Genomic DNA, 26227 nt, shown 5'->3' on the forward strand with positions numbered 1-26227 from the left:
GTATCATGACAGCTATTAAAGAATCATCAACCATTCAGCAAAATAAAAAATATGCGCTGGATTCCTGCCCCGTAACCTATGTGATGGAAAAGATCGGCGGATTTTGGAAACCGATAATTGTTTATCATCTCTCGAACGGAGCGAAAAGATACAGCGAACTAAAAAGGGCCATTCCTGCGGTAACGGAGAAAATGCTTATTCAGCACCTGAAACAGCTTGAAAATGACGGATTGGTTATAAGGGTCGCAAAACCTATTGTTCCGCCCCATGTAACGTATGAATTGAGCGAAGCGGGAAAAGGGTTAATTCCGATTATCAGTTCCATGGCCGATTGGGCTTTTAAAGACATGGATGGAAAATACGGTTCCTCAAAGAAATAATAATGGATTGTGGCTTTGGAATGAACAGCCAAAAGAGGAATGGTCTCCAATTAACATGACGCGGAGAAAAGATCAGATTAATGCATTAAAAAGAAGATCTTTTTTTTACCTCTTTGATCTTAAAACAAAAAGCTCCCCGGAACCGAAGAGCTTTTGTTTAAAAAATAGACGAAGGTTATAAAGATTTCATATCGATCACGAATCGGTATTTCACGTCGCTTTTCAGCATTCTTTCATACGCTTCGTTGATTTCGTTCATTTTGATAAGTTCAATATCTGAAACAATATTGTGCTCGCCGCAGAAATCCAGCATTTCCTGTGTTTCGGCAATTCCTCCGATCAGGGAACCGGCTACTGAACGTCTCTGGAAGATCATCGGTACCGTGCTTGGCTTGGTTTCTTCAAACTGTCCTACGAATCCTACCAGTACTAGTGTTCCGTTTAACGCGACCGTTTGCAGATAAGGATTAATATCGTGCTCATAAGGAACCGTATCGATAATTAAATCGAATTTTCCCTGCACGGAATCCATGTGTTCTTTTTCTGTTGAAATTACGACGTGGTCCGCACCCAGTTTTTTAGCATCTTCGGTTTTACCCGGCGTTCTTGAGAATAGAGTAACTTCAGCACCGAGGCCTTTTGCCAGTTTGATTGCCATATGTCCCAAACCTCCCAGACCGACAACGGCTACTTTGGAGTCCGGTCCTACATTCCAATGTCTTAGCGGCGACCATGTAGTGATTCCGGCGCATAAAAGAGGTGCGACGGCTGCTAAATCCAGGTTTTCAGGAACGCTTAAAACAAAATCTTCATCCACTACGACTTTTTGGGAATATCCTCCGAAAGTATGGCCGCCCAGATGCTTGTCTTTTCCGTTATATGTTCCGGTAAATCCGTTCTGGCAATATTGTTCAAGATCATGCTTGCAGCTTTCACATTCACCGCACGAATCCACCATACAGCCAACAGCTGCCAGGTCGCCTACTTTAAATTTGGAAACTTCGCTTCCGATATTGGTAATTCTTCCTACGATCTCGTGTCCGGGAACCACAGGATACATCGATCCGCCCCAATCGTTTCTGGCCGTATGAAGGTCGGAGTGGCATACACCGCAATACAGAATATCAATTTCGATGTCTTTTGCGGTAACTTCTCTTCTTTCGATGTTTAATTCCTGGAGATCGGCAGTTTTGGATTCTGCTCCGTAAGCTTTTACTGTGAATGTGCTCATTTGTTTAGTATTATTTGATTTGTTATTTTTAGATCATACATAATCAGGGCAAGCTTACCTATCAGCATACCTGAATCGATTTTTCTCAAATCTATCGTTGCAAAAGTCGAACCTTTTACAATAAATCTGCTTATATAAATTACGGAAAGAATTACCAATTTTACCGGCTATGCAGAATGTTTCAGAGAAAATGGTAATTTTGAATTCATAAAATAAAGTCATGGAAAATCAGGGCGTTGAAATTTTCAATACCGTATCGGACTATAACAAAATGCTGAATCATGAAACCCTGCATCCGCTGGTGAGTGTGGTGGATTTTTCCAAAGCCGATCCGATCTGCCAGTTCATCAGGAAGTTTGGGTTTTATACCGTATTTCTGAAAGATGTGATGTGCGGCGATATGCAGTACGGAAAGCACAGCTACGATTATCAGGAAGGTACTTTGGTATTCATTGCGCCCGGCCAGACCTATGGAATCTATAATGCGGATACCTACATTCAACCTGCCGGTTTTGCGCTGGTATTTCATCCTGACCTGCTGAAAGGAACCAACCTCGGAAAGAACATCAAAGATTATAATTTCTTTTCGTACGATGTGCATGAAGCATTGCACCTTTCGGAAAAAGAGCGGGAAACCGTCTTAGAATGTCTTAAAAATATAAAGCACGAAATTGCGCAGCCGATCGACAAGCACAGCAAATCGTTAATTATTAACAATATCGAACTGTTCCTGAATTACTGCATGCGTTTCTATGACCGCCAGTTCATTACCCGGGATCATGTCAACCAGGGTGTTATCGGTAAATTTGATGGATTGCTGAACGATTACCTTCGATCTGAAAAACCTAAGAATATCGGTCTGCCGATGGTCAATTATTTTGCCGAGCAGCTGAATCTTTCGGCGAATTATTTCGGTGACCTCATCAAAAAAGAGACCGGCGTCTCCGCGCAGGAATATATTCATAACCGACTGATTGACGTTGCCAAAGACCAGATTTTCGATCCTGCCAAATCCATCAGTGAAATTTCCTATGACTTGGGCTTCAAATACCCGCAGCATTTTACCCGATTATTCAAAAGCAAAGTCGGCGTTTCTCCCAGTGAGTATAAGTCATTGAACTGATTTTTCGTATTTTTTTACCACAATCCACACAAATTCACAAATAAGTATGGGTTAAATAATATTTTTATTATAAGCCTTATGATTTAACGTCCTATTGTCATCCCATAGGGATCTAAACACGGCACTAGCGATAAGCATGAAAGCTTTACCTTAATTTGTATGAAGTAAGAAAGAATCTCCCACGGATGGCACAGATTTTCACAGATGATAGCGCATAATTTGTACCGTATCTGGATTATCTGGCTTTTAAATTTAAACATCCTATTTGTCATTCCGGAGGAATCTAAACATAGTATTAGAAAATAGGATGGAAAGATTCGCGTTTAGGTTCTTTCAGAAAGACAAAGGAATAGAAAGTCTGAATAATTCAACGCAAATCTTTGATTCTACCTTCGCTATTTTTTACATAGAGCGAATGAATCAGCGAATCTTTTCGAAGGTTTCCTCTTTATATGCTCTAAAATATTTTCAAAGCCTCTTCATTTTATATGATTTATGTATTAAATCGTTCAGCCCATTTTTAAGCCAAATAAAAATCCATTAGCAAAAAATCATTATATTTAAAATGCTATAATTTTTTTTCGGAATGACCACACACCAGCATAAAACAATTCATACTTTTCATACGCCCTCAGGAAAGATCTCTGCAATACACGACAATGGAGTTCTCAGAGCAAAAAGCATCCGCTATGCTCGTTCCGAAAGATATAAAATGCCCACAGCTGTGGATGCCGGAGAATTGCATGAAATTCCGTCCAAGACACCGGTCTGTCCGCAGCACATCAGCCCGCTGCTGGAAAGACTAATCCAGAAAACGGAGGTGGAACAGTTTCAGCCTAATGAATCGCCGCAGTTCCTGACCATTACCCGTCCGGAAAATTTTACTGAAAACGAAAAGCTGCCCGTTATTGTCTGGATCCACGGCGGATCTTATGAAATAGGCTGCGGAGATCTGCCGACTTCCGATCCTGCAGTTTGGGTTAAGGAACAGCAGATGATTGTCGTTTCCGTTTCGTACCGTCTTGGGCTGTTTGGTTTCCTGGGCGGGAGTGAAGAACGGCCTGCCAATTTAGGTTTGTTTGATATCATTGAATCTTTGCGTTGGATCGGAAAAAACATCCTGAGTTTTGGAGGAGATCCTGAAAATGTTACCCTGTTCGGGCAGTCTTCGGGAGGTGATGCGATTGCCCATCTGATGATCTCCGAAGGTGTGGACCGATTGTTCCGGAGAGCCATTATTCACAGCGCACCGCTCGGTTTCAGACTCAAAAGACAGAAAATGTCGCTGGAGTTTTTTCGCAGGACCGAATTTTTAAAAAATTGGGAAGATCCTTTAAAAATGGTGGATCAATATGTGAATTTCCTGCCTTCATTCCGGAAGTACGGTTTAAAAACCGCTATGCCTTTCTGTACGCAATATGGTTTTGCCCCGTTATGTACGGAAGAGGAAAGCCTTTCCCAATGGAAGAAAAATGCAAAAAAATATGATGTGCTGATCGGATCCAATCAGGATGAAACTGCTTTTTATGTGAAGACCGCGCAGGAAGGACTGTATACTTATCTCCATAACAGAATTCTCAACAGCATCGTCCGCAAAACCACGGAATCCATTTATAAAAAACCTGCTGACATTTTTGCCAGGAATTACGCGGATGGCGGAGGAAATGTCTATCGGTTTACCATTAAATCCACTTTAAAAAGAAATTATATCGGCGCGTCGCATTGTGTCGATCTTCCGTTGATTTTTGAAAATGAAGAAGCTTGGAAAGATTCGGAATTGCTCAAAGAAGTTCCTTGGAAGTATATTCAGGAAAACGGGAGAAAGCTCCGGGCTCTTTGGGCTGAGTTTGCTGCAACCGGGAAAATATCCGGTCATTCAGAACGGCCGGAAATCCTTGAACTCCGAAAAGTTTAGTCTAAAAAATCCGCAAGCGGTTTAAAAAAGATCGCTCCGCAGGAAATCAGATCTAACTTGCTGAAATGCAAATCGAAACTGAAAATCCTCCGGAGCGACAATAGAGTCAAGTTATAAATAAATTCGACTATATTTAATTTTATTTCAATGAGTTAATACGAAAAAACGATTTTTAATAATTCTAGATTTTAAAAGATTCGTTTTACCCATTAACAGAGAATATTGATTGAGACTTTAAGGCGCTCGGCAGGAAAAACTCCCAGCTTCCGACATCCTTCTTCCAGCCTATTAATCTTTTATTGTTCTTCCAGCCATACGCTGACGTTACCGGCAGGCACAGGGAAATTTCCCCAGCCGTTTTCATCGATGGTTACTTTATCTTCGGATCTTCCCAATGCGTCGTAGAAAGTTTTTCCGATGTATCTTTCGCCCATTTCCATCGGCTTTTCATAAGCATCTTTATTACTCAGCACCACCGCACAGCCGGAATGTTCTTCATCACCTAAGCGCACCCATCCTAAGCAATTAGCATCCTCAAAATAATCCCTCTGTTCACCGTAAGCATGGTCTTTTCTGGCTTTCAGCAGTTCTTCGATGCCATCTACTTTATTCAGGAATATTTCCTGGTCGTTGCCTTCTTTATCTTTGTCTACGTAATGAGCGCCGTACAGGTCAGGATAAAAAATACACGGATAGCCATCTATTCTTAAAAGAATTAAAGCGTAAGCCAACGGCTTGAACCATTCTTCCACCGGGGCTTCCAGATCCTGCAATGGCTGGGTGTCGTGATTATCCACCAGGGTTACCGAATGCAAAGGATCTTCCTGTGTTAAGGTTTCATCAAAAATCCTGCGGAGATCATAAGAACCGCCTTCTTTTGAGGCGTTATGGAAATTATGGTGGAGCGAGCTGTCGAATAAGCTCATGCAGCCTTCGGTCGCCGCAATATATTTTCGCAGCAGTGGCAGACGGCCCGGCGCCCAGTATTCTCCAACCGCAAAAATATTCTGTCCGGTATTGGAACGGAGCATTGTAAGCCACTCTTTATAGAATGTATAAGAAATGTGTTTTACGGCATCCAATCGTACACCGTAGAAATCGGTCTGGTCAAAGTACCATTTTCCCCATTTATTCAGTTCTTCGCGAACAAAAGGGTTCCGGTGCTCGATATCGTTGAACATCAGGTAATCGTAGTTTCCCTTTTCATCATCGATCATTTCTTCCCAGTCGTCGCCGTACTCGGATTTGATCTTATAGATGTGCGAATCCATTCCTTCGGCATAATCTACGCCGGTGAAGCAGGTAAAGTTCCATTCAAAATCAGAATATTTTTTGTTTCTTCCGGGAAAAGTGAATTTGGTGTACGACTGGATCTCGAATTCGTCGGAAATAATTTTTTCACGGTCGTTTTCGTCAACTTTTACGACTTTAAAAGTCTCCAGTTCATCGCCGCCGCCTTTGTGGTTCAGGACGATATCGACAATCGTTTTGATGTTGTGTTCCTTTAAGGTGTTGATCGCACTGATGTATTCATCCTTGGTGCCGTATTTGGTGGCTACAGTGCCTTTCTGGTCAAATTCTCCGAGGTCGAAGAGGTCATAGGTGTCGTACCCGATAGAATCTTTTCCGCCTGCCGCTTTGTATGCCGGTGGAAACCAGACTGATGTGATGCCGAGGTCGGCTAAATATTTTGCGTTTTCCTGTGCCTGTTTCCACAGTTTTCCATCTCCTTCCGAATACCAATGGAAGTACTGAATCATCGTTTCATTCATAAAATTGTAAATTTGGTTACTACAATTTAGTGAAAAAAAACGGATTATCGGTTGCCAAATTCTTCAAAAGGAATTTTAAGCTGTACAGAAACCTGCTTTTTTTCTTCCGTATTCAGATGGGAAAGAGACAACCCCAACAGCCGTACAGGCTTATCGAAAGGCCGCAGCTCCCATAATTTTTTACCGGTTTTCAGGTATTGTTCCGGGAGTGAAAAATAATCTTCCTGAGTAATGCTCCGGGTGTATAAGGAAAAATCTTTGTATTTAATTTTCAGCGTTAATGTTCTGCCCAGGATGTTGTTCTTCTGTAACCGGCTGTGCAGCTCTTCACTCAGGCTTTCGAGCTTCTCGTTCACCTGCTGTTCTTCAAAAAGGTCTTCGGAAAATGTCCTTTCTACCGCCACGCTCTTCTGGATGCGGTGCGGCTTCACCTCTGAAGTGTGGATCCCGCGGACCACATGGTAATAATGCGATCCCGATTTTCCGAATAGTCTCGTTAAATCTTCAATGGATCTCTTTTTTAAATCTTTTCCTTTGTAAATCCCCAGACTGAACATTTTATTGGCCGTTACTTTTCCGACCCCATAAAATTTTTCAACGGGCAGTTCTTCCAGGAAACTTTCGATATGGTCCGGATGAATGGTTTTCTGCCCGTTCGGCTTATTAATGTCCGAGGCGACTTTTGCTAGAAATTTATTTACGGAAATCCCGGCAGAAGCGGTAAGTCCGGTTTTCTCAAAAATTTTCCGGCGGATTTCTTTGGCAATTAAATTGGCAGATTCCATTCCTTTTTTGTTCTCCGTAACGTCAAGGTACGCTTCATCCAGCGACAGCGGTTCTACCAAATCGGTATATTCATAGAAAATTTCCCTGATCTGCCTGGATACCTCTTTATACCGCGGAAAGCGTGGCGGCACAAAAATAAGATCGGGACATTTCTGCTTGGCCGTCTTACTGGGCATAGCAGAACGTACCCCGAATTTTCTTGCTTCATAGCTGGCTGCTGCAACCACACCGCGGTGCTGACCACCGACAGCGATAGCTTTTCCTTTCAGTGCAGGATTGTCATGCTGCTCTACGGAAGCATAAAATGCGTCCATGTCAACATGAATTATTTTGCGGAGGGGAAAAGGAAAATCCATACCGCAAAGATATGGATTCCTGTTAGAGTTTAAAGTTCAAGGTTTTTTAATTCAAGCTTAAATATACCTTAGCTTTATTTTTTATCGTGACTTTATTTCAAAAGCCTGTTGATGGTTGCCTGAATTTCCGGGTCATCCGGAGTGATGGCGTAATACTTGGCAATAGCGGATTTCTGGTCGATCACCATATATCTTGGAATCCAGTTGAGGTCCACATAATTGTTGAAATCGTTTTTCCAGCCGGAAGAAAACCAGTAATTTTCCTTGCCTTTCATATCAAATCTTTCCAGGCTTCTTTCAAAACCTTCTTTCGAACGGTCTAATGAAAGAAATACAAAATCTATATTTTTATTGTTCTCTTCCAATTCTTTAGCCTTCGGGAGTGCATTCAGGCAGTCTCTGCACCACCCGGCCCAGAAATCGATTACCAGGATTTTTCCTTTATGCTGATCCAGGATCTGTTGGACGGTTACTGTTTTTCCTTCTTCATTTTCCAGTTTCTGAGCGAGTGCTTCTTTGGAAAAGCCTGTTTTCAGGACCTTCGGAGTCTGCTGGGAACAGCTTAGTCCGAAAATTCCCATCATCACTACTAATAACAGCTTTTTCATATTTAAAAAAATTAATTGTACAAATCTAGACAATGCAACGAAATCCGGAAACGGATTTTCCAACATAGTAAGCATGGGTAAGATTGAGGATTTCTATTGATAGTTTTTAAGTAAGCCCTTCACCACGGTAATCACATTTGGCATGGCTTTGTTGGCCGCATTCAACACTTCTTCATGGGAAACGGAAAAAGAAATATCCGGTCCGCCAAGATCAGTGATCACGGAAATACAGAAAACATCCATTCCCATGTGTTTGGCGACAATGACTTCCGGAACGGTACTCATGCCCACCATATCACCACCGATGGCTTTGATCATGCCGTATTCTGCCGGGGTTTCGAAGGTAGGACCCTGCAGGGCAACATAAACGCCTTTATGGATCCGGATGGAATTTTCAGCGGCAGCCTGTTCCGCCACAGAAATCATTTTTTTGCTGTAAGGTTCGCTCATATCGACGAAACGGGGTCCGAAAGCATCGATATTTTTGCCCCGAAGCGGATGTTCTGGCATCATGTTGATATGGTCTTTCACAATCGCGATGTCGCCGACTTTAAAATTTGGGTTAACGCCGCCGGAAGCATTGGAAAGAATCATATTTTGAATTCCAAGTAAATGAAAGACCCTGACAGGAAAAACCACTGCTTCGATGGAATGGCCTTCGTAATAATGGAAACGGCCGCTCATCATCAGGACCTTCTTACCTTCCAGCATTCCGAAAATTAGTTTGCCGCCGTGGCCGGCCACGGTGGTCTGCGGAAAATTCGGAATCTCGGGATATTCCAGCACGTCGATGGCTTCCACTTCATCCTGTAGTTTTCCCAATCCTGAACCGAGAACGATGGCAAAATCAGGCGTATCTTTAATCCTGCTTTTGATAAACTCGGCGGTCTGCTTAATTTTTTCTAACATAATCTAAGATGATTTGGTTGAATTCTTCCTTTTTATCAATAATGACATTGATCGGCCAGTAGTAAACAATATCTCGAAGATAGTCAAAACTTTTAAGACGCACGTAGTCTTTTTCAGTGGTTAAGATTAATTTATATTCACCCAGCTTTTTATATTCGGCAACGATATTTTTAATGTCCGCCTCCGTAAAATTATGGTGGTCCCGGAACTTCAGGTGCTTTACCCGCTGCGAAAATTTAGCCAGATGGGTAAGCAGAGGTTTCGGGTTGGCAATTCCTGTGATTAAAAGGATATCGTAATAATTCAGGTTGTTATCGGGAAGCATTTTCTCTTTTCCGTAGACGTTTTCGTCGTATCCAATGGATGAGAAGAATACTTTCTGGGTGCGGTCCGGCCGGATCCTGGAAATGTAGTACTGCTTGGTTTCCTCCGTAAGCTCGTCCGGACACTTGCTTACCATGATGATGTCTGCCCTTTTGGAACCGGCTCTCGATTCCCTCAGATCACCGCCGGGAAGAAGGTGGTCTTTAAAATACGGATCATTAAAATCCGTCATCAGGATGTTGAAGCCGGGTTTGATGGCGCGGTGCTGCATCGCATCGTCCAGTACCAGGACATCAAGGTCCATATCATCGATCACTTTTTTCGCTCCGGGAACCCTTTCTTCTGAAACAGCGATCACAAAACGGTTTTTGAACCGCTCAAACAGCTGCATAGCTTCGTCGCCTACCGTTTTATAGTTGCTTTCGTAGTTGGTCACCGCATAGCCTTTCGTCAGCCGGCCATAACCGCGGGAAAGCACGCCCGTCCGGTAGTGTTTGGATAAAAACTGGGCAAGGTACATCACCATCGGCGATTTTCCGCTTCCGCCCACGGAAAGGTTTCCGACACAGATGATCGGCGTTTTGAATTTCGTAGATTTAAAAATTCCCAGATCATACATTGTGTTTCGGACACCCGTCACCAAATGATAACCTAAGGAAAAAGGATAGAGGTACCATCTTTTCATACCTTGCAAAAATAGGAAATTTCGCATGGATTCGGATGAATATGGTAGTGACTTTTCAATATTTATTTTAAAAAATCCGGTCTTGATTATCATTAAATTAGACTACTTTTGTAGAGTTATTTTTATTACATTGAGGTATTTTATTGAATTTTCCTACAACGGCAAGAAGTATTTCGGTTACCAGATCCAGCCGAATGCCATTTCCGTTCAGGAAGAACTGGAAAAGGCACTTTCCACCATTTTAAGGGAAAAAATCAAAACAACAGGAGCAGGGAGAACCGATACCGGCGTTCACGCTAAAAAGATTTTCGCCCATTTCGATACGGAAAAAACATTGGATCAGGATCTTACGAGGAAGCTGAACAGTTTCCTTCCGGCTGATATTTCCATCAAAAGGATTTTTCAGGTACGGGATGATTTCCATGCCCGGTTCGATGCCACTTTCAGGACGTATGAATATTATATTTCGCTGGAAAAAAATCCGTTTACCGAGGAAGCGGCGTGGCAGCACTGGAGAAAACCGCTGGATATTGATAAAATGAATGAGGCCTGTAAAATTTTATTCGAGTATGAAGATTTCACCAGCTTTGCCAAACTCCATACCGATAACAAAACCAATCTCTGTAAAATCTATAAAGCGGAATGGGAGCAGAACGGAAGCGAGCTGAAATTTACCGTTTCTGCCAACCGCTTTTTACGGAATATGGTAAGGGCTATTGTAGGAACCATGGTAGAAGTGGGTGCCGGAAGGCTGAAGCCCGAAGACATGCGGAAAGTCATTGAAGATAAACACCGGAATTCGGCAGGAACTTCTGCGCCGGCGCATGGGCTGTACTTGGTGGATGTAGGATACGAATTTGAGTAAAATTAACCTGAACCCTGGTCCGTTAAAATCTGCCTTGACTTTCTCGGAGGAACGTGAAAATCACTATCTTTGAAGTCCTTATTTAACACAAAAACTAATACCATGATCGGAATTTTAATTATTATTGCCGCTTACCGTTACTACGCAGGTCTTGCAGGACGATTCGGAAAAACAAAATGGCATTACGGCCTTCTGGCTTTGGGAATTTACCTGGGAACCCAGTTTGTTTTCGCATTTTCTTACGGCATCTACAAAGGCATTACAGATCCAGCTTCTCTGGATGACAACAACTATATGGGATTTTCCGCGTTAAACCTGGTGGGCTGGCTTATTTCCTTAGTCGCAGTCTGGGGGTTTTATAAAATCCTGGAAGATAAATTCCGGAAGGAAAGTCTGAAAAAGCCGGCATTGGAAATCGAAGAAATCGGAAAAAAAGAACTGTAAGATACTTTTGGATCCGGTGACTTTAGTACTTCTATGAAGTATTGGTCCCCGATTCTGATAGGGATGAAGAACTTCCAGCTTCCAGCCTCCCTCTTCCAGCCTATTTATCTGATGGTTATCTATTCCTTAAATAATACTCATCACAAATTTTCATCACGAATTCATAAGGATGTAAAGCCTGACAATTTAGAAAGTCTTATTTTTGCATAGAATTTTATTTGATTCTTTTCTTCAATTCGTACAATGAAAAAACAAGATACCTGGGGGATCGTAAAGCGGCTGTTCTTTATCGGAATGAAGTTCCGCTCATGGTTCATCCTTACTTTAATCATCTCCGTTATACTTGCCATGGTCTCTACGTACCGGCCTTACCTTACCATGGAAGTGGTGGATAACGACATCACCAGGCTGAAAGACAAAGCCCTGATGATGAAGCATATCTATCTTTTGGTAGGTCTTGTATGTGCAGAAACGGTGCTCAACTTTTTCCTCGTTTATTTCTCCAATTTTATTTCGCAGAATGTAATCCGGGATATCAGGGAAAGGCTGTACAATAAGCTGATTTATTTTAAAACTTCATTTTTTGATAAAACCCCCATCGGGCAGCTGGTAACAAGAGCGGTGGGAGATGTGGAAACCATAGCCACGGTCTACACCGACGGATTCCTGATGGTTTTCGGAGATGTCCTCAGAATCGTATTCGTTCTGGTGATGATGTTCAGCACGAATGTTCACCTGAGCTATATTACATTGGCTATTCTGCCTTTGATGGTCGTCATCACAAGATTTTTTCAGAAGCGGCTGAAAAAGGCTTTCGGGGACGAAAGAAACTGGACTTCCAACCAAAACTCGTTTGTACAGGAAAGGCTGGCAGGGATGCCGATCATTCAGGTATTCAACCGGCAGGAAGCCGAATTCAAAAAGTTTGATGACATCAACATTACACTCAAAAGCGCTTTGCTGAGAACGGTTTTTATCTTCTCATTGTTTTTCCCGGTAGTAGAATTGATTTCCTCGTTGTTTATCGGATTTATTCTTTTTTACGGAGGGTATATTACGATCAGTGCGGGAGTCGTGATCGCTTTTATTCAGTATATTTCTATGCTGATCCGTCCATTACGCCAGATTGCCGACCGTTTCAACAACATCCAGCGGGGTATCGTAGGTGCAGAAAGGGTATTGGGCTTAATGGATGAAGATAATGCCATGCCAAATGAAGGGAAAGTTCAGAAAGATCATTTTGACGGGAAAATTGAATTTAAAAATGTTCATTTTGCCTATGACGAAAAGCAGGAGGTATTGAAGGGAATCGATTTCAAGGTAAATCCCGGGGAAACCGTTGCTATTGTAGGGGCTACCGGAGCCGGAAAATCGACGATCATCAGCCTGATTACAAGATTGTATGATATCAATTCGGGAAATATCCTTATTGACGATGTGGATCTGAAGGATTATGAACTTTATAACCTGAGAAGCCATATCGGAGTTGTATTGCAGGATGTATTCCTGTTCCACGGGAGTATTTTCGAAAACCTGTCATTCGGTGACGAGAGCATAACGCTGGATAAAATAAAAGCGGGAGCCAGGGAAATTGAAGTCGATCAGTTTATCGATCAGCTTCCCGGCGGATACGATTATGTGGTTAGCGAGAGAGGTTCGTCGATTTCCTTAGGCCAGAGGCAGCTGCTGTCATTCTTGAGAGCCTATTTGTCTGATCCTAAAATTCTAATCCTGGATGAAGCAACATCGTCCATTGACCATGAAAGTGAAAAATTAATCCAGCGGGCTACAGAGAAAATTACGAAAAACAGGACCTCCATTATTATTGCCCACCGTCTTTCCACCATCGAAAAAGCAGATAAAATTATTGTGATGGAACACGGAAAGATCGTAGAAGAAGGAAAACACCTTGAGCTTCTGGATAAAAACGGATATTACGCCACCTTATATAAAGCCCAGCTGAGACATGAAATCGAGCTGGAGGAAGAGGAAAGCGGTAAATAATTGTTATGAATAAAAAGGGTTAAAATCAGCATAGATTTTAACCCTCATTTTTTATTTAATGTTATAATTTTTTTTGAGGATGTCTAAAAATTCATCTTTAGAAATTCCTTTTCTTGAAGAGAAGCGGATATTTACCACACCTTCATCCGTAATCCGCTGATCTGTGCCATAAAGGTAATCCAGCAGATACTGAAGCCGGTAATGATCCGCTTTTAAGCTGTAAATTGTATCATTTTGAATATTTGCTTCAAGACTTACTGCATCGCCGGGAAGAAGGAAAGCTTTCTGCTCGGTACGGATGCTATAACGAGAAGTATGAGCGGTAAAAGGTGGGGTACAAAAAAGGATAACAGATGGAACAATTATGGCAAACAGCAGATTCCACACAGCATGATACAGCAAGCTGTATAGAATATTCAGTCGTATACGGATATAACTTAGAATAAATCCGCCCGATAATTGAGAAATGATGATCAACGGGGATAAAGCATAGAATTTCCATGAATCATTTACATAATTATCCAGATGAACAAAGCCGAAAGCCACCGTGGAAATATATACCAGGTACGGAAAAATTCTGTTCCATTTTTCCCGACTGATAAAACGGTAAAACAGCTGGTGATACCTCAGCGAATACCTGAAAAGAAGTTCCTCTAGCAACGGTGCTGCAACGACTGCCAGCAAAAACAGATTTAATAAAGTAAGACTGTCTAAAGGATAGGCTTCCTGAACGGTTATAAAATTCTCCACTAGGTAATTGCAGGGGAATACAATAATAAAGTGTAATAAAATTTCAATGATCAAAAGGTTAAAAATCAGAAAAAATCTGTTTTTAGAATTAATACGGATTTGGACATCGTCCGGCTTCTTTATAAAATGCCACAGACCGGCAGCATCTTTTTTCAATCGAAGAAAGTAATTCACGGAAATTTTTACCAATAGGTTTTAAAGAAAAGCAAATTGTTACAATCTTTTTTCTAATTGAAGAAATAATCTTTTACCTCTCTCTGGAAAACATTTTAAAGTAACCAGTATTGACGTTTCTAGAACATTCCGGAATACGATACCGATGTTGTCAGTAGCTATAAAAAAATTAAACACTACCGCAAAAGTAACAGACAACGGGCATCTGAAAAGCACTGTTATCAGTAATACAGTATAATTTTGAGCTATGAAATATATTTAAAACGCATGGATTTTACAAAATCATTTTATTTGTTGTAATTAAAATGAATAATTTTTATCAAAATATTGGGTTTATATTAAAATAATTGATAACTTTATTTAAAATTTAAACGGTACCCCTAAACTTTGGTAGGGTGTTTGATGTAAATAAGTACTTTTTAATTAAAATATCCAAAATAGATGAAAAATATCCAAGACGAATTTCAGGTTTTTAAAGACGAATTGAGAAAGTTGAATATCGAAGTACAGAAAGTGGTGAAGGTTGGAAATGGCAGTATGGATTTCCACGAAGTCTTTTACAAGTCGCCACGGTATGAAGATGTGAAGAGCGTGTATGTTCAGCGACATAATCTGGACAATATTCTGGCAAAATTTAAGCAAGCCTACCATTAAAATAGAATCGCGGCCCGGGAAACCGGGCCGCGAATTTTTTTATCTCCGCAGATCCTTCTAATCTTTATCCAGAGCAGATGTTTTTTTCGTATCCTTCATCCTGATGTAAACGATGAAAGAAAAGAAGATACAGGCTGTAATGTACCAATAGAAATAATGTTCTGTATTTTCTTTCTTAAACCATAAAGCGATATACTCTGCCGTTCCTCCGAAAATGGCAACCGTCAGGGCATACGGAAGACCTACTCCCAGCGCTCTTACTTCGGAAGGAAAAAGCTCTGCCTTTACGACGGCATTGATCGAGGTATAACCGCTCACAATAATTAATGCCGACATAATCAGGAAAAAAGCAGCCCACATGGAGGTTGTATGGCTTAATGCATTCAGCAGCGGGTAAGTGAAAACCGTTCCCAGAATGCCGAAAGACATCAGCAACGGCCTTCTGCCAATCTTATCAGACAAAGCACCGAAAACAGGCTGCAGACAGGCAAAAATAAAAAGCGAGATAAAAGAGATTAAAGTTGATTCTTCTTTGGTAAGATGAACGGTGTTTACCAGGAATTTCTGCATATAGGTAGTATAGGTGTAAAACGCCAGTGTTCCGCCCAGTGTTAGCCCGACTACCGTGATCAGTGCTTTTGGGTGCTTCAGCAGTTCTGTGATCGTCCCTTTTTTCTTTTCGCCCAAATCCTTTTTGTTTTCAAAAGCTTCGGTTTCATGAAGATTACTCCGCAAATACAGGGCGATAACAGAAAGGAGTGCGCCGATTACAAACGGAATTCTCCAGCCCCAGCTTTCAAGCTGGTTTTCAGTAAGCAAAAATTTCTGCAAAATCAATTGAATTCCCAAGGCAATCAGCTGTCCGCCGATCAGCGTTACATACTGGAAGCTTGAATAAAATCCCCGGCGGTCCGAAGTGGCCATCTCGCTGAGGTACGTTGCCGATACCCCATATTCTCCGCCGACGCTTAATCCCTGCAGCAGTCTCGCGAGCAGCAGGAGGAGAGGAGCCAGGACACCAATTGTTTGGTAAGTAGGAGTAAGCGCAATTAATAAAGATCCGAAAGACATCAGCAAAACCGAAAGCGTCATGGCTTTTTTTCTCCCGATCCTGTCGGCAATACTTCCGAAAAGCCATCCTCCCACGGGCCGCATCAGGAAACCGACCGCAAAGATCCCTGCCGTATTGAGCAGCTGGGCGGTCATATCCGAATCGGGAAAAAAAGAATGTGAAAAATAAATGGCAAAGGCAGCATAAGCATACCAGTCATACCATTCTACGAGATTCCCGATCGATCCGCCAACAATGGCTTTGATTCTTTGGGCGGTGGTGATTTGTACAGTATTCATGAATTTTACCGAATAAGCAGCCAAGATACAACTTTCAGAAAAAAACCGTTCCTGAAAAAGAACGGTTTGAAATATTTAAACAAAAAGATTTTAAAATCGATACCCTAAAGACAGTCCGGTCCGGAATCCTGCCCAAGGGCCATCTACATTTACCTTGGCTCCGCTGGAATTGGTTTCTACCGTATAATTAACGTAAGGAATATCCAGGTCTTCGATTTCTTTTTTCAGCCTTGCCTGCATATCGGGAGTTAAAACCACATCGCTGGTCAGGATAAAATCGCCCTGTCCTTTTCCGTAGTGCGCCCCGGCAATCCAGAAATCCAGCACCAGATTCCGGCTTCTCGTAAGGAAAAACTGTGCACCGACCATCAGTCCGCCGCTGTTTCCGTGGGCGCTGCCGTTTCCTTTTAACGGAATTTCATAGGTTACCCCATTGAAGGTGTAATCATAATAAAAGTCAAATGTATTGGAAGTCACTTTGGAATAGCGGTAATACGGGGCAATATAAAATCCTTTTCCGTATCCTGCGCCGAGATAAAAACGCGGCTCGATGGTGAAATTAAAGGATTTTACTTCCAGATTCTGAAGCCTTTTTTCATCTTCATCATTCAAAAAAGAATTGATAAAAGGAACTTTACCTTCAGGCATCACCCCAAATCCCATATTTACTGAAAACCACTGGGTGAAAGCCCGTTCGTAGGAAAGGTTAATATTTCTGAATGCATAAGCCGTAACGTTGGTCTTAACGATGTTCATCTTATCCGAGGTTTCAGAAGCGGAACTTTCCTGCGCGGATATTCCCGAGAACATAAAGCATGGGAACAAAAGAAGATATTTTTTCATAATTGCATATTTAAAGTATTATTGAGTTGAAAGCAAAAAACGGGCAAAAATAGTGAAGTATGTGCATTCATATTGTAAAATTAATATTCTCTCTACAAACTATTTGAAGCATCTATCTGGATTCAGTGAGTTGAAGATGTAATATTTAATCAGTTACAGATGTCTTATTCCATATTATTCAACATTCAGAAATGAAAAAAGTTTTATGTTCGGTACTTCTTCTTGGTGGGATTTTAGTCTTTGCCCAGGAAAATACAAAAAATGACACTTTGAATTCATCCAAGACGGCCGAAATTCAGGAAGTTATTTTAAAAGCCCAGCGCAAAAAGCAATTTACAGACAGGGCGGTCTATACTTTTGATAAAGAGGCTATGGAAAAAGCCCGTTATGCGAAAGACTTAATACAAACTTTACCGGAATTGCAGCTGGATCCTATAACCAATACGTTGAAAAGCACGAAAGGCGGAACCACATTGTTTTTAATCAACGGAATTGAAGCCACGGACATGCAGATCAGGAGCGTGGCCCCGGCTGAAGTGGTAAAAGTGGAATACTATGATATTCCTCCCGCGAGATGGGCTACAAGAGCCGATGTGGTGGTCAATTTAATTACTCGTTCTACGGAGACAGGATATGTATTCGGGACGGATGTAAGCTCGGCACTGAATACTGGTTTCATGAACGGTTCGGCATATGCTAACTTTACGAAAGGAAAAAATAACATCGGGCTGGAATACTCTATTAACCTCAGGGATTATAACAACCGGAAGGTGCATAGTATTTACGACTATCAGCTGGAAGGCAGCCATTACCGCACCGACGAAAATAAAGTCGACCATTTTGGATATACTTCGCAGAATGTGGCATTGCGATACACCCGGATGGTTCCTGATCATTATGCTTTCCAAGCTAAAATGGATGTGGATATTTTTACCAGCTTTATCAAAGGAAACGGCGGCAGTATTTTTACCAAAGACAGCTTTACGGAAGAGCATGCCATGCTGAAAAACGGATCATCTAATTATACTACTCCGACATTAGACCTTTATTTTTCGAAGAATATCGGTAAGAAAGATGAAATGAGTATAAATGTCGTAGGATCAACCTTCACAACCAATACTTCCGAATTTGCAAGAGAATGGATCGTTTCTTCAGGAGCTTCCGTTTTCGATAATGACATGAACCTCCGGACAAAACAGACCGGAATTGTCGGGGAGTTGGCTCACGTCCATACTTTTGAAGCAGGGAAGCTTTCTTCGGGATACCGGATTTCCAATACGGCGATCTCCAATGATCTTCAGAACCTTGCCGGATTTTCAGAATACAGCGTCAATTACCTGGAGCAGTATTTTTATACCGAGTTTTCAGGAAAGGTAAAAAAATTCAGCTACCGGATCGGTGCCGGACTGACGAATATTCATAATAAAAGTGCTGAAAATACTTTCGCTCAGTGGGCCTTCACGCCAAAGGTCATTTTGGGGTATCAGCTGAAAGATAACCAGAGTCTCCGTTTCACCAGCAGCTATAAACCGGTGAGTCCGTGGAGCAGTGCTTTAAGCAGCAATATCGTACAGATGGCACCGAATATCGTGCAGAAAGGAAATCCGTTCCTGAAATCCCAGCAGGTATTTGCCAATAATTTTATTTATTCATTTAATAATAAATATTTTGATTTTAATGCCAATCTGTTTTACCAATATACAGACCGGATCATTAACCAGTATTATGTAGCAGATGAAAATTTCGGCTATGCGCTGACCTATGAAAATGCAAAAAATGCACAACGTTTCGGGGTTCAGCTGTCGGGATCGTACAAGCCTTTCGGGAACAGTTTTTTGGTAGCAAAGTTAAATCTGACTCCTGCAACCGAAACCATCCGGACCAGTAACGGCGCCCTGATTAAGAATAATTATCTCGCTAACAATCTCGTGTTGTCTTCCGAATATAAATCGTTCAGCCTGCAATACCAGCTAAATATTCCTGTTTATACGCTGAACGGGGCTTTCTTAAGCACCAACGAAAATCAAAACCATTTTTTTGCGAGCTATAAAAAGAAGGAATGGGCGTTGACGGCCGGAATGTACTGGATCGGGATGCCTTCGGAGTATAAAACCAAAAGCCTTCCGGAGAGCCTTGTCAATTATAGCCGGGTCAACCGTATCATGAACAACAGATCCATGTTCATACTTGGCTTCAGCTATGACTTTTCCAAAGGTAAAAAAACGGAACTGAATAAGAAGCTGAACAATTATACGGCACCGGCCGCTACTTTTTAAGACGGTTCCTACCATTTATTTCCTTTAATATTTAAATAGAAACAATCCGCCCGGAATTTCCAGGCGGATTGTTCTTATCTGCAGCAATAAAATTTTATTTCTTGATGAATTTTGACTTTTCCGGCTTCTGGTTGTTTTTCCCGGATACTTCGATAAAATAAGAAGCGGAAGGAAGGTCGGAAACCTGTACTTTTCCTGACTGGATATCGGAAGTTTTAATAAGTTTTCCGTCCACGCTGTAAATTTTTGCCGTTGAATATTCACCGGTCTGTCCTTTAAACCCGATAAAATCCTGAGCCGGATTCGGATAGATCTGCAGCCCTGCTTTTTTAGCGTTTATTTCTCCGGTTGCAAGAACAGCTGCGCTCAGAACCTGTGCCCCGTCGGTTGTCTGGTTGTTGATGTTGGCAACAGGTACATTAATAATAGTCTGAATGGTGGTCAGCAACGGGAATTTTCTGGAGCTGCTGTAGTAGGAATAAGACGTATTGGTAATACTTCCGATCGGCAAAAGGAAATTGGTATCATTCGGTAAATAGAGGTTGAATGCCTGAACGGATTTTACCCTTAATACGTTCGTAAAAGTAGAAGCGCCCAGTATCAGTGTCCCTGAAGCATTAGGATTGATGGTGATGGTTCCCCTGCAAAGCCCGCTAATGGTGGTTGATGAAAATGTTCCCTGTGCCTGATCTGTTTCCGTTGTGGTGGTATATTGAGTAGGGTAGCTGATAAACGTCCCGTTGTTAGCCGATAAATTCAGGGTGGCATCCGGAGTTGTCAATCCTGTAATTTCAAGCTTGGAAGCACTTTGTTTATAAAATACGATATTTCCGGTACCCGTCATTTTCAAGGTAGATCCAGGAAATGTGGTAACCTCACTGGCAGAAGGAGTGGAATACACCGTCGTTGCCGATCCGGCAAATGTAAGCGAGCCATTGTTGAATGTTGTATTGGCTCCCGTAGCAGAATTATCCGGTGTTCCGATGACGCCAAGATAAGCTACCGTTTCACCGGCAACAGGATCATTAAATGCTTTAGTAATCGTGGTCTGAGCCGATAAAATACCTGCTGATGCAAGCAGAAAAAGTAAAGACTGTTTCATATATTTTTTTGTTTTAAAGATAAGCAAAAAAGGCACCGTCATACTCAGATATTTTAGGAATTTTTAGCGGTAAGCTAGTGATTTATAATATAATGAATTGCTTTGTTTAAAGTTTCCGCTGTATGACTAGGCTTTTAGAGCCTGATGGCAGGATTCGGCTGTTCATTTTCAGAAAGATTAAATATTTTACCTAATTTTTGGGAAGCCTGCACGAAGGCAATGAAAGCACAGAGTTCTGAAATCTGGTAATCGGTAAAATTTTCGCGAAGCATATCAAAATGAGCGGGGAAAACGGATGTATGGTTTTTGCAAAAAAGCTCGGCAAATGCCACGGCTATGGAAATTTTTACCTGTGAGGCATCGAAGTCGGGCCGGCCTGCTTTTACCATACAGTATTCGCAGCCGTTTTCAAAAGCCATGGCCCTGCGGATCTGTTCGAGCATATTCTTGTCTAATGTTGTTTCTGTAAATAAGGTTTCTTCCAGGTTATTCCAGTGGATAAGGATTGCCGGATTGTGACCGAGCAGTTTTTCAAAAGGGGTGGTTCCGTTTGCAGAAAAAGGTATTGTTGTCATATCTGTTGTTTTAATGAGACAAAATTCAGGAATATTCTTCCGGATCAAAAACGGTTTTAACGGATAAAGTGATAGATTTGCATTAAATTAATTCTTTTATTAATAGATTTCAGTGAAAATAATGTTAGACGATTTTGATTACCGGATTTTACAGATCCTGAGTGAAAATTCCCGGTTAAGCTACGCGGAAATCGGCCGTAAAATTTCCCTGTCCCAATCGGCTACCAAAGAACGGGTTCAGAACCTTGTCGAGAATGGGATTATAAAGCAATTTACGGTTGAGGTGGATTATGAAAAACTGGGGTATCCGCTGAAGGTAGTCATTAGCCTTAAATTTAAGAATGACGAATTCCGCAGGTTTATTGATGATGTGCATAAATTCCCGGAAATCCTCAGCTGTAAAAGAGTAACGGGAGAATTCTGTCTTATTGCAGAATGTGTGCTGAAAGACAGCCGCCATCTGGAGGAGCTGATCGACCGGCTAATTTCCTATGGAATTCCGACGACGGCAATTGAGCTTTCCGAAATTAAAACAAAGACTTTTTTAGGTAAAGTTGAGGTAAAGTCGAATTAGCGGCTGGAAGAGGGAAGAGGGATGCTGGAAGTTTTCAAATGATCCATCCTACGGATCTTTTCCAGGTTTCCATTTCTTCGTTTCTCTTTTTCAGATCTTCCGGAGGATGCTGGCTCTCTTTTTGGGCACGGTCTCTGATGATCGCAGTTTGCTCTTCCAGTGAATTCAGGCCGAGCGATTTTCGTCTTTCGTTCACTTTATTCAGATCATCATAACAATTCGGGCTCAGCTGCCCGTTTTCATCCCAGTCGAACTGGGTTCCGTATAGCTGTGGCTTTCCTTCGAAAACCGCAATCCTGTCGGCCAGATACGCGATATTGATTCTCTCAGCATTTTCTTCGGGAGTGGAATCTTCCAATAGTTTCAGGCATTTTCTCATGAAATCCGGTTTGGCGATGGCATGCTGTATAACCAGCCATGCGGCTTCAGCCGCTTCTTTACCCACTTTCTCTATCGTAGGGTATCCGATACGACCCATGATTTCATCTAATTGTTCCGCATTTTTATAGTGAAGATTCTGCATTTCCTGGTTGTATCCTGCTCCCAGTTCTCCGTTTCGGAGCAGCTGGTTACGGAGTTCGAGATCGGCATTTTTCAACCGGATGATTTCTTGGGCTATGTTTTTAATATCCATGCGGTAAGGATAATGTATTAATTAATAGAAGTTTTCTCTGCGTAGAGCATAGATCAGCTCATCCTGTAATTCACCGTTTTTAATCAGTGTTTTTTCAAACCGTGCTTCCAGGGCAAATCCGTTCTTTTCCAATACTTTCTGCGATGCCGTATTGCTTCCGAACGGGCGGGCAAAAATCCGGTCGATTTCATCATAATTCCGAAAGGCAAAGTCTACGGCCTGTTGAATGGACCGGCTGATGATTCCCATTCCCCAGAAAGGTTCCCCCAGCCAGTAGCCGAGCTCCGCATTTTTACGGTGAATATCGTGTTGGGGATGAATGCCGATCCCGCCTGCCGCTTCGCCGTCAACTTCAATAGCAAAAATATGAGCAGGAGCAGACTGGGCCGCAAATTCAATAAAAGCTAATCCGTCAGCCTCCGAATAAGGATGCGGAAACATATCGGTCATGTTTTGGGCAATGCTTCGGTTGTCTGCATATTTTACTAGGCTGCTGAGGTCTTCCTTTTTCCAGGGTCTCAGTCTGAATTCTTTTTCCATAGGTTTCTCTAAAACAAATGTAGGAAATCTCAGTGTCTTGCTATTTAACGATAAACTAAATTTCTGCCGGATCTTTTTTCAAGGTTTTCTCTTTTTATTATCTGGCTTCAAGCAAATATTGAAAACAGCATCGGTCAAATCCTTAGGATTCAGCGTTTTTTACGATAATTCTTCAACTAGATTTATCGTTTAGATGAATTGATTCTATTCAATAATTAATTTAACATAAATTTTACCGTCTTCTCCTTCGACCTCTTTATTGTACACCCGTTTACCAATAACGGATTTCAAAAAATCACGAAGATCTTCCGGATTGCCAGTAAATTCTAGGCTAAGATGTTGTGATTCGATTACGTCAGGATGTATAAAACCTGAAATATACAGGTTGAACTGATCCAGCAGATCTTCCAAAGGATACTGTGAATCTTCGTCCGCTTCCAGCTCAAAGCTGAGGGCAGTGACAGAGATATTTTCTTCTGTATTTCTGTAAATATGATGGTCTAAGGATTCGTAAACCGGAGTATTGTATTTATCGAGGATAATTGATTTGATGTTTTTCATTGCGGAATATTTGGTGTTATATTGAAAGAAAGAACTTCCGGCATCCAGCTTTCTCTTCAACCCTTTAAGTGGTTACTTTAAGTTTAATTTAATAAAAGTTTTCGAGTTCCAGTTTTTTAATCCGGGCAACAATGGCTCCTCTGGTTCTTCCCAAATGATCGGCGATTTCTTTAATCGGGCAGCCGTCGCCGAACATTCCGGCCAGTTCTTCGTCCTCGTCCTGGGTCCACGGCTTGTAGGCTCCTTTGTGGGTCGTACGGATCTGCTCTACGGAATAAGTTTTCTCTGTTTTATTGCTGGTTTTGGTACCGGGAGAAGAAGTTTTCTTCGGTAGCGCGTCATCTTCATTTTTCACTTTTACAACATGAATATGTTTTGATTCCGAATTAAAAGTATCCGGCAGCAAAGTTTCAGGAATAAAAAGATCGGTTTTGGTCCTTGTTACCGCAACGTACAACAGATTGATCTCTTCGTTGAGCTTCGGAATGTTCAGTTCAAAATTCTGGCGGTCTTCCTTAAGTTTATCCAGTCTTTTTTCGGAGATAAAATCATTTACCAATTCAACGGAGTCGTATTCCATGCCTTTGCAGCGGTGAACGGTAGAGAAAATCATGTCTGCTTCCTCTTTGCTGTTGTTACCGACATGCCTTTTCTTGATGGTGTTGATGATTTCCGGAACTTCGCTTTCATATTCTTTAATGATCTCTACCATAAGGGAAAGCTGCACATCTTCTGTTTTTTCAATGTAATCTTCCAGCTCGGCTAAGTCTTTCATGGAACGGATCAATTCATCCTTGATGAGATGGCGTTTGTTGCTGTACAGATTCAATACATCATAAAGCGATGCACCGTCATCGGCGTAGGTATAGGAACTGATATTCCCTTCAAAATAAATCTGTCTGGATCTTTTGTTTTCCGTTACGTATTCGATGGCTTTGAGCAGCAGCCCGAGATTGGTTCTCGCCAGGGTTGCTCTTGTTTTTATTTCTTTGCTGAGGCCTGCTCCGGTTATGGAAACTGAGGCTTTAAAGTTTTCATCAAGATGACTTTTCAGTTCCAGGACCTCCGAAGCCAGCCCGGCAATATCCTGTCCGAACCGGAAGCTGGTGGAAAGATGATGGGTGGTAAAGTCTGCTTTCTCCAGGGAATTTACGGCATACCTCCAGCTGTAGATCTGCTGATGGGTATCTCCGACGATTACTTTTACCGCTTTCTGCTTAAAGAAGAGATCGAGCATCGCCGGGGAAGCATCCTGTCCTTCATCAAAGAGAATATAGTCGTAGCCAAGCTCCGGGTTCAGCAGCTGGAATTTCTTCAGATAAAAATCATGGGTTACCTCAATTTCGCCTTTGTCCATTTTACTCAGCAGCAGCCTGGTCTGGGCGATGATATAATCGTAAAACATTGAAACGAATGACTTGGCTTTCGGATCGGTAACCGTGTCGAGGTAATTCAGGTCCCGGACTTTTCGTTTATCGCTGTTGCAGAAATAGGCGATGCACTTGTTGATATGATTGGCCACAATATATTCGGCATGTTTCTCACCGTTGCCCTGCAGGTTGAGTAACGCGGCGATCTCATGGGTTTTGTAGCCCTGTGCGCGTACTTTGTAATTGTGCCCGAAAACAATATACCGGAACGCTAGCGAATGAGCGGTTTCCACTCTTACATTATGAAGTCCTTTATCGGCAAATTTTTTAGCCGCTTCCATCCGCACCGCTTTATTGAACACGAGATAGAGGATTTTGCTTTCGGCGGAACGTGTCGCTGCGTATTCGATAACGGTGGTGGTTTTTCCCGATCCGGCTACGGCGTTGATTTTAATGTTGCCGGACGAGTTGATAATGTCCTGCTGTTCCTGTGTTAATTTCATCGGTTTTGTGTTTTTTATTGTTTACTCCATAAATTCTTCGTTGATAAAATCGTATCCGTTAGCCATTAGCATCTTCAAGTAGTCTTCAAAGCTATCGGCGATGACCGTAAATTCATCGGGATCGTGAACAAACATTACGATCTGTCCTCTCTTTCCATTTTCCGACGGGCTGAAATCGATAAACAGCTGCGAAGTGCCGCCATTGTTCATGCAGTCCGAAAAATGGAGCCAATTCAGGTTCTTGGCAGTAACCGTAATTTTTTCGTCGATATCTACTCCTTCATATTTTCCTTCAATATAATCGGCGTAATATCTGAATGCCAGATCATGGTTTTCAATAATTTCACCGGAAGACAGCAGATAATAAGGATACTCTTCCATATCGGAGCCGAGAAAGTAGAATGCTATTTTCTCTCCCTCATATTCCCGCCAGTAGGTACCATCTACGTATTTCAGAAGATCAATCAGCGCTTCAGGAATTTCCGGATAAAGTGTTTTCAGCTTCTGAGTGTTTTCTTCGGCAAGACCATGCTTTATTTTTTCAAAGTGGTCCCAGCTTTCTTTCCCCTGATTTTCGTCATACGCTTTTTTCAGTCCGGCAATATACTGTTCTGCGGTAGGATTCATTTTTTTATTTTAAATGTACGGAATTCCGTTGTTTTTTATGATGTAACGAGTTTAAACTTTAGGTAAAATATCTGCGTCATCTTCCAAATCAGCGTGATTTTTCTTTAACCTAAGGTTTTTTTTAACCTGCCTATTTTAAGTGGCAAAGAGTGAATCGGCAGGACTGATTGATGAAGCTGGCGGTTTAGCTTTGCGCAGCAATTTATTGCCTTTGCTATCTTGAAGTAAATAAATCTTTACGGTTAATAACTGCTATTTCTAATTGCAAAAGGCTTTTCCAACTAGTCCAAAT

25 protein-coding genes are annotated in these 26227 nt (G+C 41.8%); 9 read left to right on the forward strand and 16 right to left on the reverse strand.

Going from position 1 to position 26227, the window contains the following annotated elements; translation table 11 throughout:
* Positions 1–5 precede the first annotated feature (5 nt).
* Complete coding sequence (locus QE422_RS05255; protein ID WP_307455653.1) at positions 6–380, forward strand: helix-turn-helix domain-containing protein; 375 nt, start codon at positions 6–8, stop codon at positions 378–380.
* A 175-nt stretch (positions 381–555) separates the two neighbouring features.
* Here the strand turns inward: QE422_RS05255 and QE422_RS05260 are convergent, their stop codons facing one another.
* Positions 556–1611 carry an NAD(P)-dependent alcohol dehydrogenase gene (locus QE422_RS05260; protein ID WP_307455655.1) on the reverse strand — a complete coding sequence of 352 codons (1056 nt, stop codon included), beginning with the start codon at positions 1609–1611 and terminating at the stop codon, positions 556–558.
* Between the two features lie 220 nt (positions 1612–1831).
* Between QE422_RS05260 and QE422_RS05265 the strand changes: the two genes are divergently transcribed.
* Complete coding sequence (locus QE422_RS05265; protein WP_307455656.1) at positions 1832–2734, forward strand: AraC family transcriptional regulator; 903 nt, start codon at positions 1832–1834, stop codon at positions 2732–2734.
* A gap of 586 nt (positions 2735–3320) precedes the next feature.
* A complete protein-coding gene (locus QE422_RS05270; protein WP_307455657.1) occupies positions 3321–4649 on the forward strand; it encodes a carboxylesterase family protein in 1329 nt (442 codons plus the stop codon).
* A 296-nt stretch (positions 4650–4945) separates the two neighbouring features.
* Here the strand turns inward: QE422_RS05270 and QE422_RS05275 are convergent, their stop codons facing one another.
* The 5 genes from QE422_RS05275 to lpxK form a co-directional block, all read right to left on the reverse strand.
* Complete coding sequence (locus QE422_RS05275; RefSeq protein WP_307455659.1) at positions 4946–6421, reverse strand: alpha-amylase; 1476 nt, start codon at positions 6419–6421, stop codon at positions 4946–4948.
* 44 nt (positions 6422–6465) lie between these two features.
* Positions 6466–7563, reverse strand: coding sequence for a DNA polymerase IV (gene dinB / locus QE422_RS05280; protein ID WP_307455661.1), 1098 nt, complete (start codon positions 7561–7563; stop codon positions 6466–6468).
* Between the two features lie 92 nt (positions 7564–7655).
* Positions 7656–8171: a thioredoxin family protein gene (locus QE422_RS05285; protein WP_307455663.1), complete on the reverse strand. Its 516-nt coding sequence runs from the start codon at positions 8169–8171 to the stop codon at positions 7656–7658.
* Between the two features lie 93 nt (positions 8172–8264).
* Positions 8265–9080 (reverse strand): purine-nucleoside phosphorylase, encoded by an 816-nt coding sequence (locus tag QE422_RS05290; RefSeq protein WP_307455665.1) that lies wholly within the window; start codon positions 9078–9080, stop codon positions 8265–8267.
* Positions 9064–10089, reverse strand: coding sequence for a tetraacyldisaccharide 4'-kinase (lpxK, locus tag QE422_RS05295; RefSeq protein WP_307455667.1), 1026 nt, complete (start codon positions 10087–10089; stop codon positions 9064–9066). Before lpxK ends, QE422_RS05290 begins: the two co-directional genes overlap by 17 nt.
* A gap of 130 nt (positions 10090–10219) precedes the next feature.
* Here lpxK and truA point away from each other — a divergent pair, with 130 nt between their 5' ends.
* The 3 genes from truA (at position 10220) to QE422_RS05310 (ending at position 13402) form a co-directional block, all read left to right on the forward strand.
* Entirely contained in the window at positions 10220–10954 is a 735-nt protein-coding gene (gene truA / locus QE422_RS05300; protein ID WP_307455669.1) for a tRNA pseudouridine(38-40) synthase TruA, read from the forward strand.
* A gap of 102 nt (positions 10955–11056) precedes the next feature.
* Positions 11057–11398 carry a hypothetical protein gene (locus QE422_RS05305; protein WP_307455671.1) on the forward strand — a complete coding sequence of 114 codons (342 nt, stop codon included), beginning with the start codon at positions 11057–11059 and terminating at the stop codon, positions 11396–11398.
* 243 nt (positions 11399–11641) lie between these two features.
* Entirely contained in the window at positions 11642–13402 is a 1761-nt protein-coding gene (locus QE422_RS05310; RefSeq protein ID WP_307455672.1) for an ABC transporter ATP-binding protein, read from the forward strand.
* A 51-nt stretch (positions 13403–13453) separates the two neighbouring features.
* Here QE422_RS05310 and QE422_RS05315 read toward each other — a convergent pair whose 3' ends face one another.
* The gene (locus tag QE422_RS05315) at positions 13454–14152 is read right to left on the reverse strand and encodes a CPBP family intramembrane glutamic endopeptidase (RefSeq protein ID WP_307455674.1); all 699 of its coding nucleotides are present in this window, start codon (positions 14150–14152) and stop codon (positions 13454–13456) included.
* A gap of 615 nt (positions 14153–14767) precedes the next feature.
* Here QE422_RS05315 and QE422_RS05320 point away from each other — a divergent pair.
* Positions 14768–14980, forward strand: coding sequence for a hypothetical protein (locus QE422_RS05320; protein WP_072955399.1), 213 nt, complete (start codon positions 14768–14770; stop codon positions 14978–14980).
* 57 nt (positions 14981–15037) lie between these two features.
* On the opposite strand, the gene QE422_RS05325 is transcribed toward QE422_RS05320, so the two are convergent.
* Positions 15038–16330, reverse strand: a complete 1293-nt coding sequence (locus tag QE422_RS05325; protein ID WP_307455677.1) for an MFS transporter — start codon at positions 16328–16330, stop codon at positions 15038–15040.
* A 90-nt stretch (positions 16331–16420) separates the two neighbouring features.
* Positions 16421–17173 carry a DUF3575 domain-containing protein gene (locus QE422_RS05330; RefSeq protein WP_307455679.1) on the reverse strand — a complete coding sequence of 251 codons (753 nt, stop codon included), beginning with the start codon at positions 17171–17173 and terminating at the stop codon, positions 16421–16423.
* Between the two features lie 191 nt (positions 17174–17364).
* Here QE422_RS05330 and QE422_RS05335 point away from each other — a divergent pair, with 191 nt between their 5' ends.
* Positions 17365–19449 carry a TonB-dependent receptor domain-containing protein gene (locus tag QE422_RS05335; protein WP_307455680.1) on the forward strand — a complete coding sequence of 695 codons (2085 nt, stop codon included), beginning with the start codon at positions 17365–17367 and terminating at the stop codon, positions 19447–19449.
* A gap of 94 nt (positions 19450–19543) precedes the next feature.
* On the opposite strand, the gene QE422_RS05340 is transcribed toward QE422_RS05335, so the two are convergent.
* Entirely contained in the window at positions 19544–20551 is a 1008-nt protein-coding gene (locus tag QE422_RS05340; protein WP_307455682.1) for a T9SS type A sorting domain-containing protein, read from the reverse strand.
* A 134-nt stretch (positions 20552–20685) separates the two neighbouring features.
* Complete coding sequence (locus QE422_RS05345) at positions 20686–21126, reverse strand: carboxymuconolactone decarboxylase family protein (protein ID WP_307455684.1); 441 nt, start codon at positions 21124–21126, stop codon at positions 20686–20688.
* Between the two features lie 121 nt (positions 21127–21247).
* Between QE422_RS05345 and QE422_RS05350 the strand changes: the two genes are divergently transcribed.
* A complete protein-coding gene (locus tag QE422_RS05350) occupies positions 21248–21700 on the forward strand; it encodes an Lrp/AsnC family transcriptional regulator (RefSeq protein ID WP_307455686.1) in 453 nt (150 codons plus the stop codon).
* A gap of 34 nt (positions 21701–21734) precedes the next feature.
* On the opposite strand, the gene QE422_RS05355 is transcribed toward QE422_RS05350, so the two are convergent.
* The 5 genes from QE422_RS05355 to QE422_RS05375 all read right to left on the reverse strand — a co-directional run bounded on the left by QE422_RS05355 (position 21735) and on the right by QE422_RS05375 (position 25935).
* Positions 21735–22334: a DUF6624 domain-containing protein gene (locus QE422_RS05355; RefSeq protein ID WP_307455688.1), complete on the reverse strand. Its 600-nt coding sequence runs from the start codon at positions 22332–22334 to the stop codon at positions 21735–21737.
* A gap of 21 nt (positions 22335–22355) precedes the next feature.
* Positions 22356–22874: a GNAT family N-acetyltransferase gene (locus QE422_RS05360; RefSeq protein WP_307455690.1), complete on the reverse strand. Its 519-nt coding sequence runs from the start codon at positions 22872–22874 to the stop codon at positions 22356–22358.
* 204 nt (positions 22875–23078) lie between these two features.
* Complete coding sequence (locus QE422_RS05365) at positions 23079–23435, reverse strand: hypothetical protein (protein WP_307455691.1); 357 nt, start codon at positions 23433–23435, stop codon at positions 23079–23081.
* 88 nt (positions 23436–23523) lie between these two features.
* Positions 23524–25308 carry a UvrD-helicase domain-containing protein gene (locus tag QE422_RS05370; protein ID WP_307455693.1) on the reverse strand — a complete coding sequence of 595 codons (1785 nt, stop codon included), beginning with the start codon at positions 25306–25308 and terminating at the stop codon, positions 23524–23526.
* A gap of 21 nt (positions 25309–25329) precedes the next feature.
* Positions 25330–25935, reverse strand: coding sequence for an SMI1/KNR4 family protein (locus QE422_RS05375; RefSeq protein WP_307455695.1), 606 nt, complete (start codon positions 25933–25935; stop codon positions 25330–25332).
* Positions 25936–26227: the final 292 nt, after the last annotated feature.

The organism is Chryseobacterium sp. SORGH_AS_0447 (assembly GCF_030818695.1).
Lineage (GTDB): Bacteria > Bacteroidota > Bacteroidia > Flavobacteriales > Weeksellaceae > Chryseobacterium.

What these genes read in the sequence shown, in the direction of transcription:
- QE422_RS05360 (WP_307455690.1), bottom strand. Translation starts at nt 22,874, where the DNA reads ATGGAAAAAGAATTCAGACTGAGACCCTGGAAAAAGGAAGACCTCAGC.
- QE422_RS05335 (WP_307455680.1), top strand. Translation starts at nt 17,365, where the DNA reads ATGAAAAAAGTTTTATGTTCGGTACTTCTTCTTGGTGGGATTTTAGTC.
- QE422_RS05375 (WP_307455695.1), bottom strand. Translation starts at nt 25,935, where the DNA reads ATGAATCCTACCGCAGAACAGTATATTGCCGGACTGAAAAAAGCGTAT.
- QE422_RS05255 (WP_307455653.1), top strand. Translation starts at nt 6, where the DNA reads ATGACAGCTATTAAAGAATCATCAACCATTCAGCAAAATAAAAAATAT.
- dinB (WP_307455661.1), bottom strand. Translation starts at nt 7,563, where the DNA reads ATGGATTTTCCTTTTCCCCTCCGCAAAATAATTCATGTTGACATGGAC.
- QE422_RS05290 (WP_307455665.1), bottom strand. Translation starts at nt 9,080, where the DNA reads ATGTTAGAAAAAATTAAGCAGACCGCCGAGTTTATCAAAAGCAGGATT.
- QE422_RS05305 (WP_307455671.1), top strand. Translation starts at nt 11,057, where the DNA reads ATGATCGGAATTTTAATTATTATTGCCGCTTACCGTTACTACGCAGGT.
- QE422_RS05270 (WP_307455657.1), top strand. Translation starts at nt 3,321, where the DNA reads ATGACCACACACCAGCATAAAACAATTCATACTTTTCATACGCCCTCA.
- QE422_RS05285 (WP_307455663.1), bottom strand. Translation starts at nt 8,171, where the DNA reads ATGAAAAAGCTGTTATTAGTAGTGATGATGGGAATTTTCGGACTAAGC.
- QE422_RS05350 (WP_307455686.1), top strand. Translation starts at nt 21,248, where the DNA reads ATGTTAGACGATTTTGATTACCGGATTTTACAGATCCTGAGTGAAAAT.
- QE422_RS05365 (WP_307455691.1), bottom strand. Translation starts at nt 23,435, where the DNA reads ATGAAAAACATCAAATCAATTATCCTCGATAAATACAATACTCCGGTT.
- QE422_RS05340 (WP_307455682.1), bottom strand. Translation starts at nt 20,551, where the DNA reads ATGAAACAGTCTTTACTTTTTCTGCTTGCATCAGCAGGTATTTTATCG.
- QE422_RS05355 (WP_307455688.1), bottom strand. Translation starts at nt 22,334, where the DNA reads ATGGATATTAAAAACATAGCCCAAGAAATCATCCGGTTGAAAAATGCC.
- QE422_RS05370 (WP_307455693.1), bottom strand. Translation starts at nt 25,308, where the DNA reads ATGAAATTAACACAGGAACAGCAGGACATTATCAACTCGTCCGGCAAC.
- lpxK (WP_307455667.1), bottom strand. Translation starts at nt 10,089, where the DNA reads ATGAAAAGATGGTACCTCTATCCTTTTTCCTTAGGTTATCATTTGGTG.
- QE422_RS05260 (WP_307455655.1), bottom strand. Translation starts at nt 1,611, where the DNA reads ATGAGCACATTCACAGTAAAAGCTTACGGAGCAGAATCCAAAACTGCC.
- QE422_RS05345 (WP_307455684.1), bottom strand. Translation starts at nt 21,126, where the DNA reads ATGACAACAATACCTTTTTCTGCAAACGGAACCACCCCTTTTGAAAAA.
- QE422_RS05265 (WP_307455656.1), top strand. Translation starts at nt 1,832, where the DNA reads ATGGAAAATCAGGGCGTTGAAATTTTCAATACCGTATCGGACTATAAC.
- QE422_RS05275 (WP_307455659.1), bottom strand. Translation starts at nt 6,421, where the DNA reads ATGAATGAAACGATGATTCAGTACTTCCATTGGTATTCGGAAGGAGAT.
- QE422_RS05325 (WP_307455677.1), bottom strand. Translation starts at nt 16,330, where the DNA reads ATGAATACTGTACAAATCACCACCGCCCAAAGAATCAAAGCCATTGTT.
- QE422_RS05320 (WP_072955399.1), top strand. Translation starts at nt 14,768, where the DNA reads ATGAAAAATATCCAAGACGAATTTCAGGTTTTTAAAGACGAATTGAGA.
- QE422_RS05330 (WP_307455679.1), bottom strand. Translation starts at nt 17,173, where the DNA reads ATGAAAAAATATCTTCTTTTGTTCCCATGCTTTATGTTCTCGGGAATA.
- QE422_RS05310 (WP_307455672.1), top strand. Translation starts at nt 11,642, where the DNA reads ATGAAAAAACAAGATACCTGGGGGATCGTAAAGCGGCTGTTCTTTATC.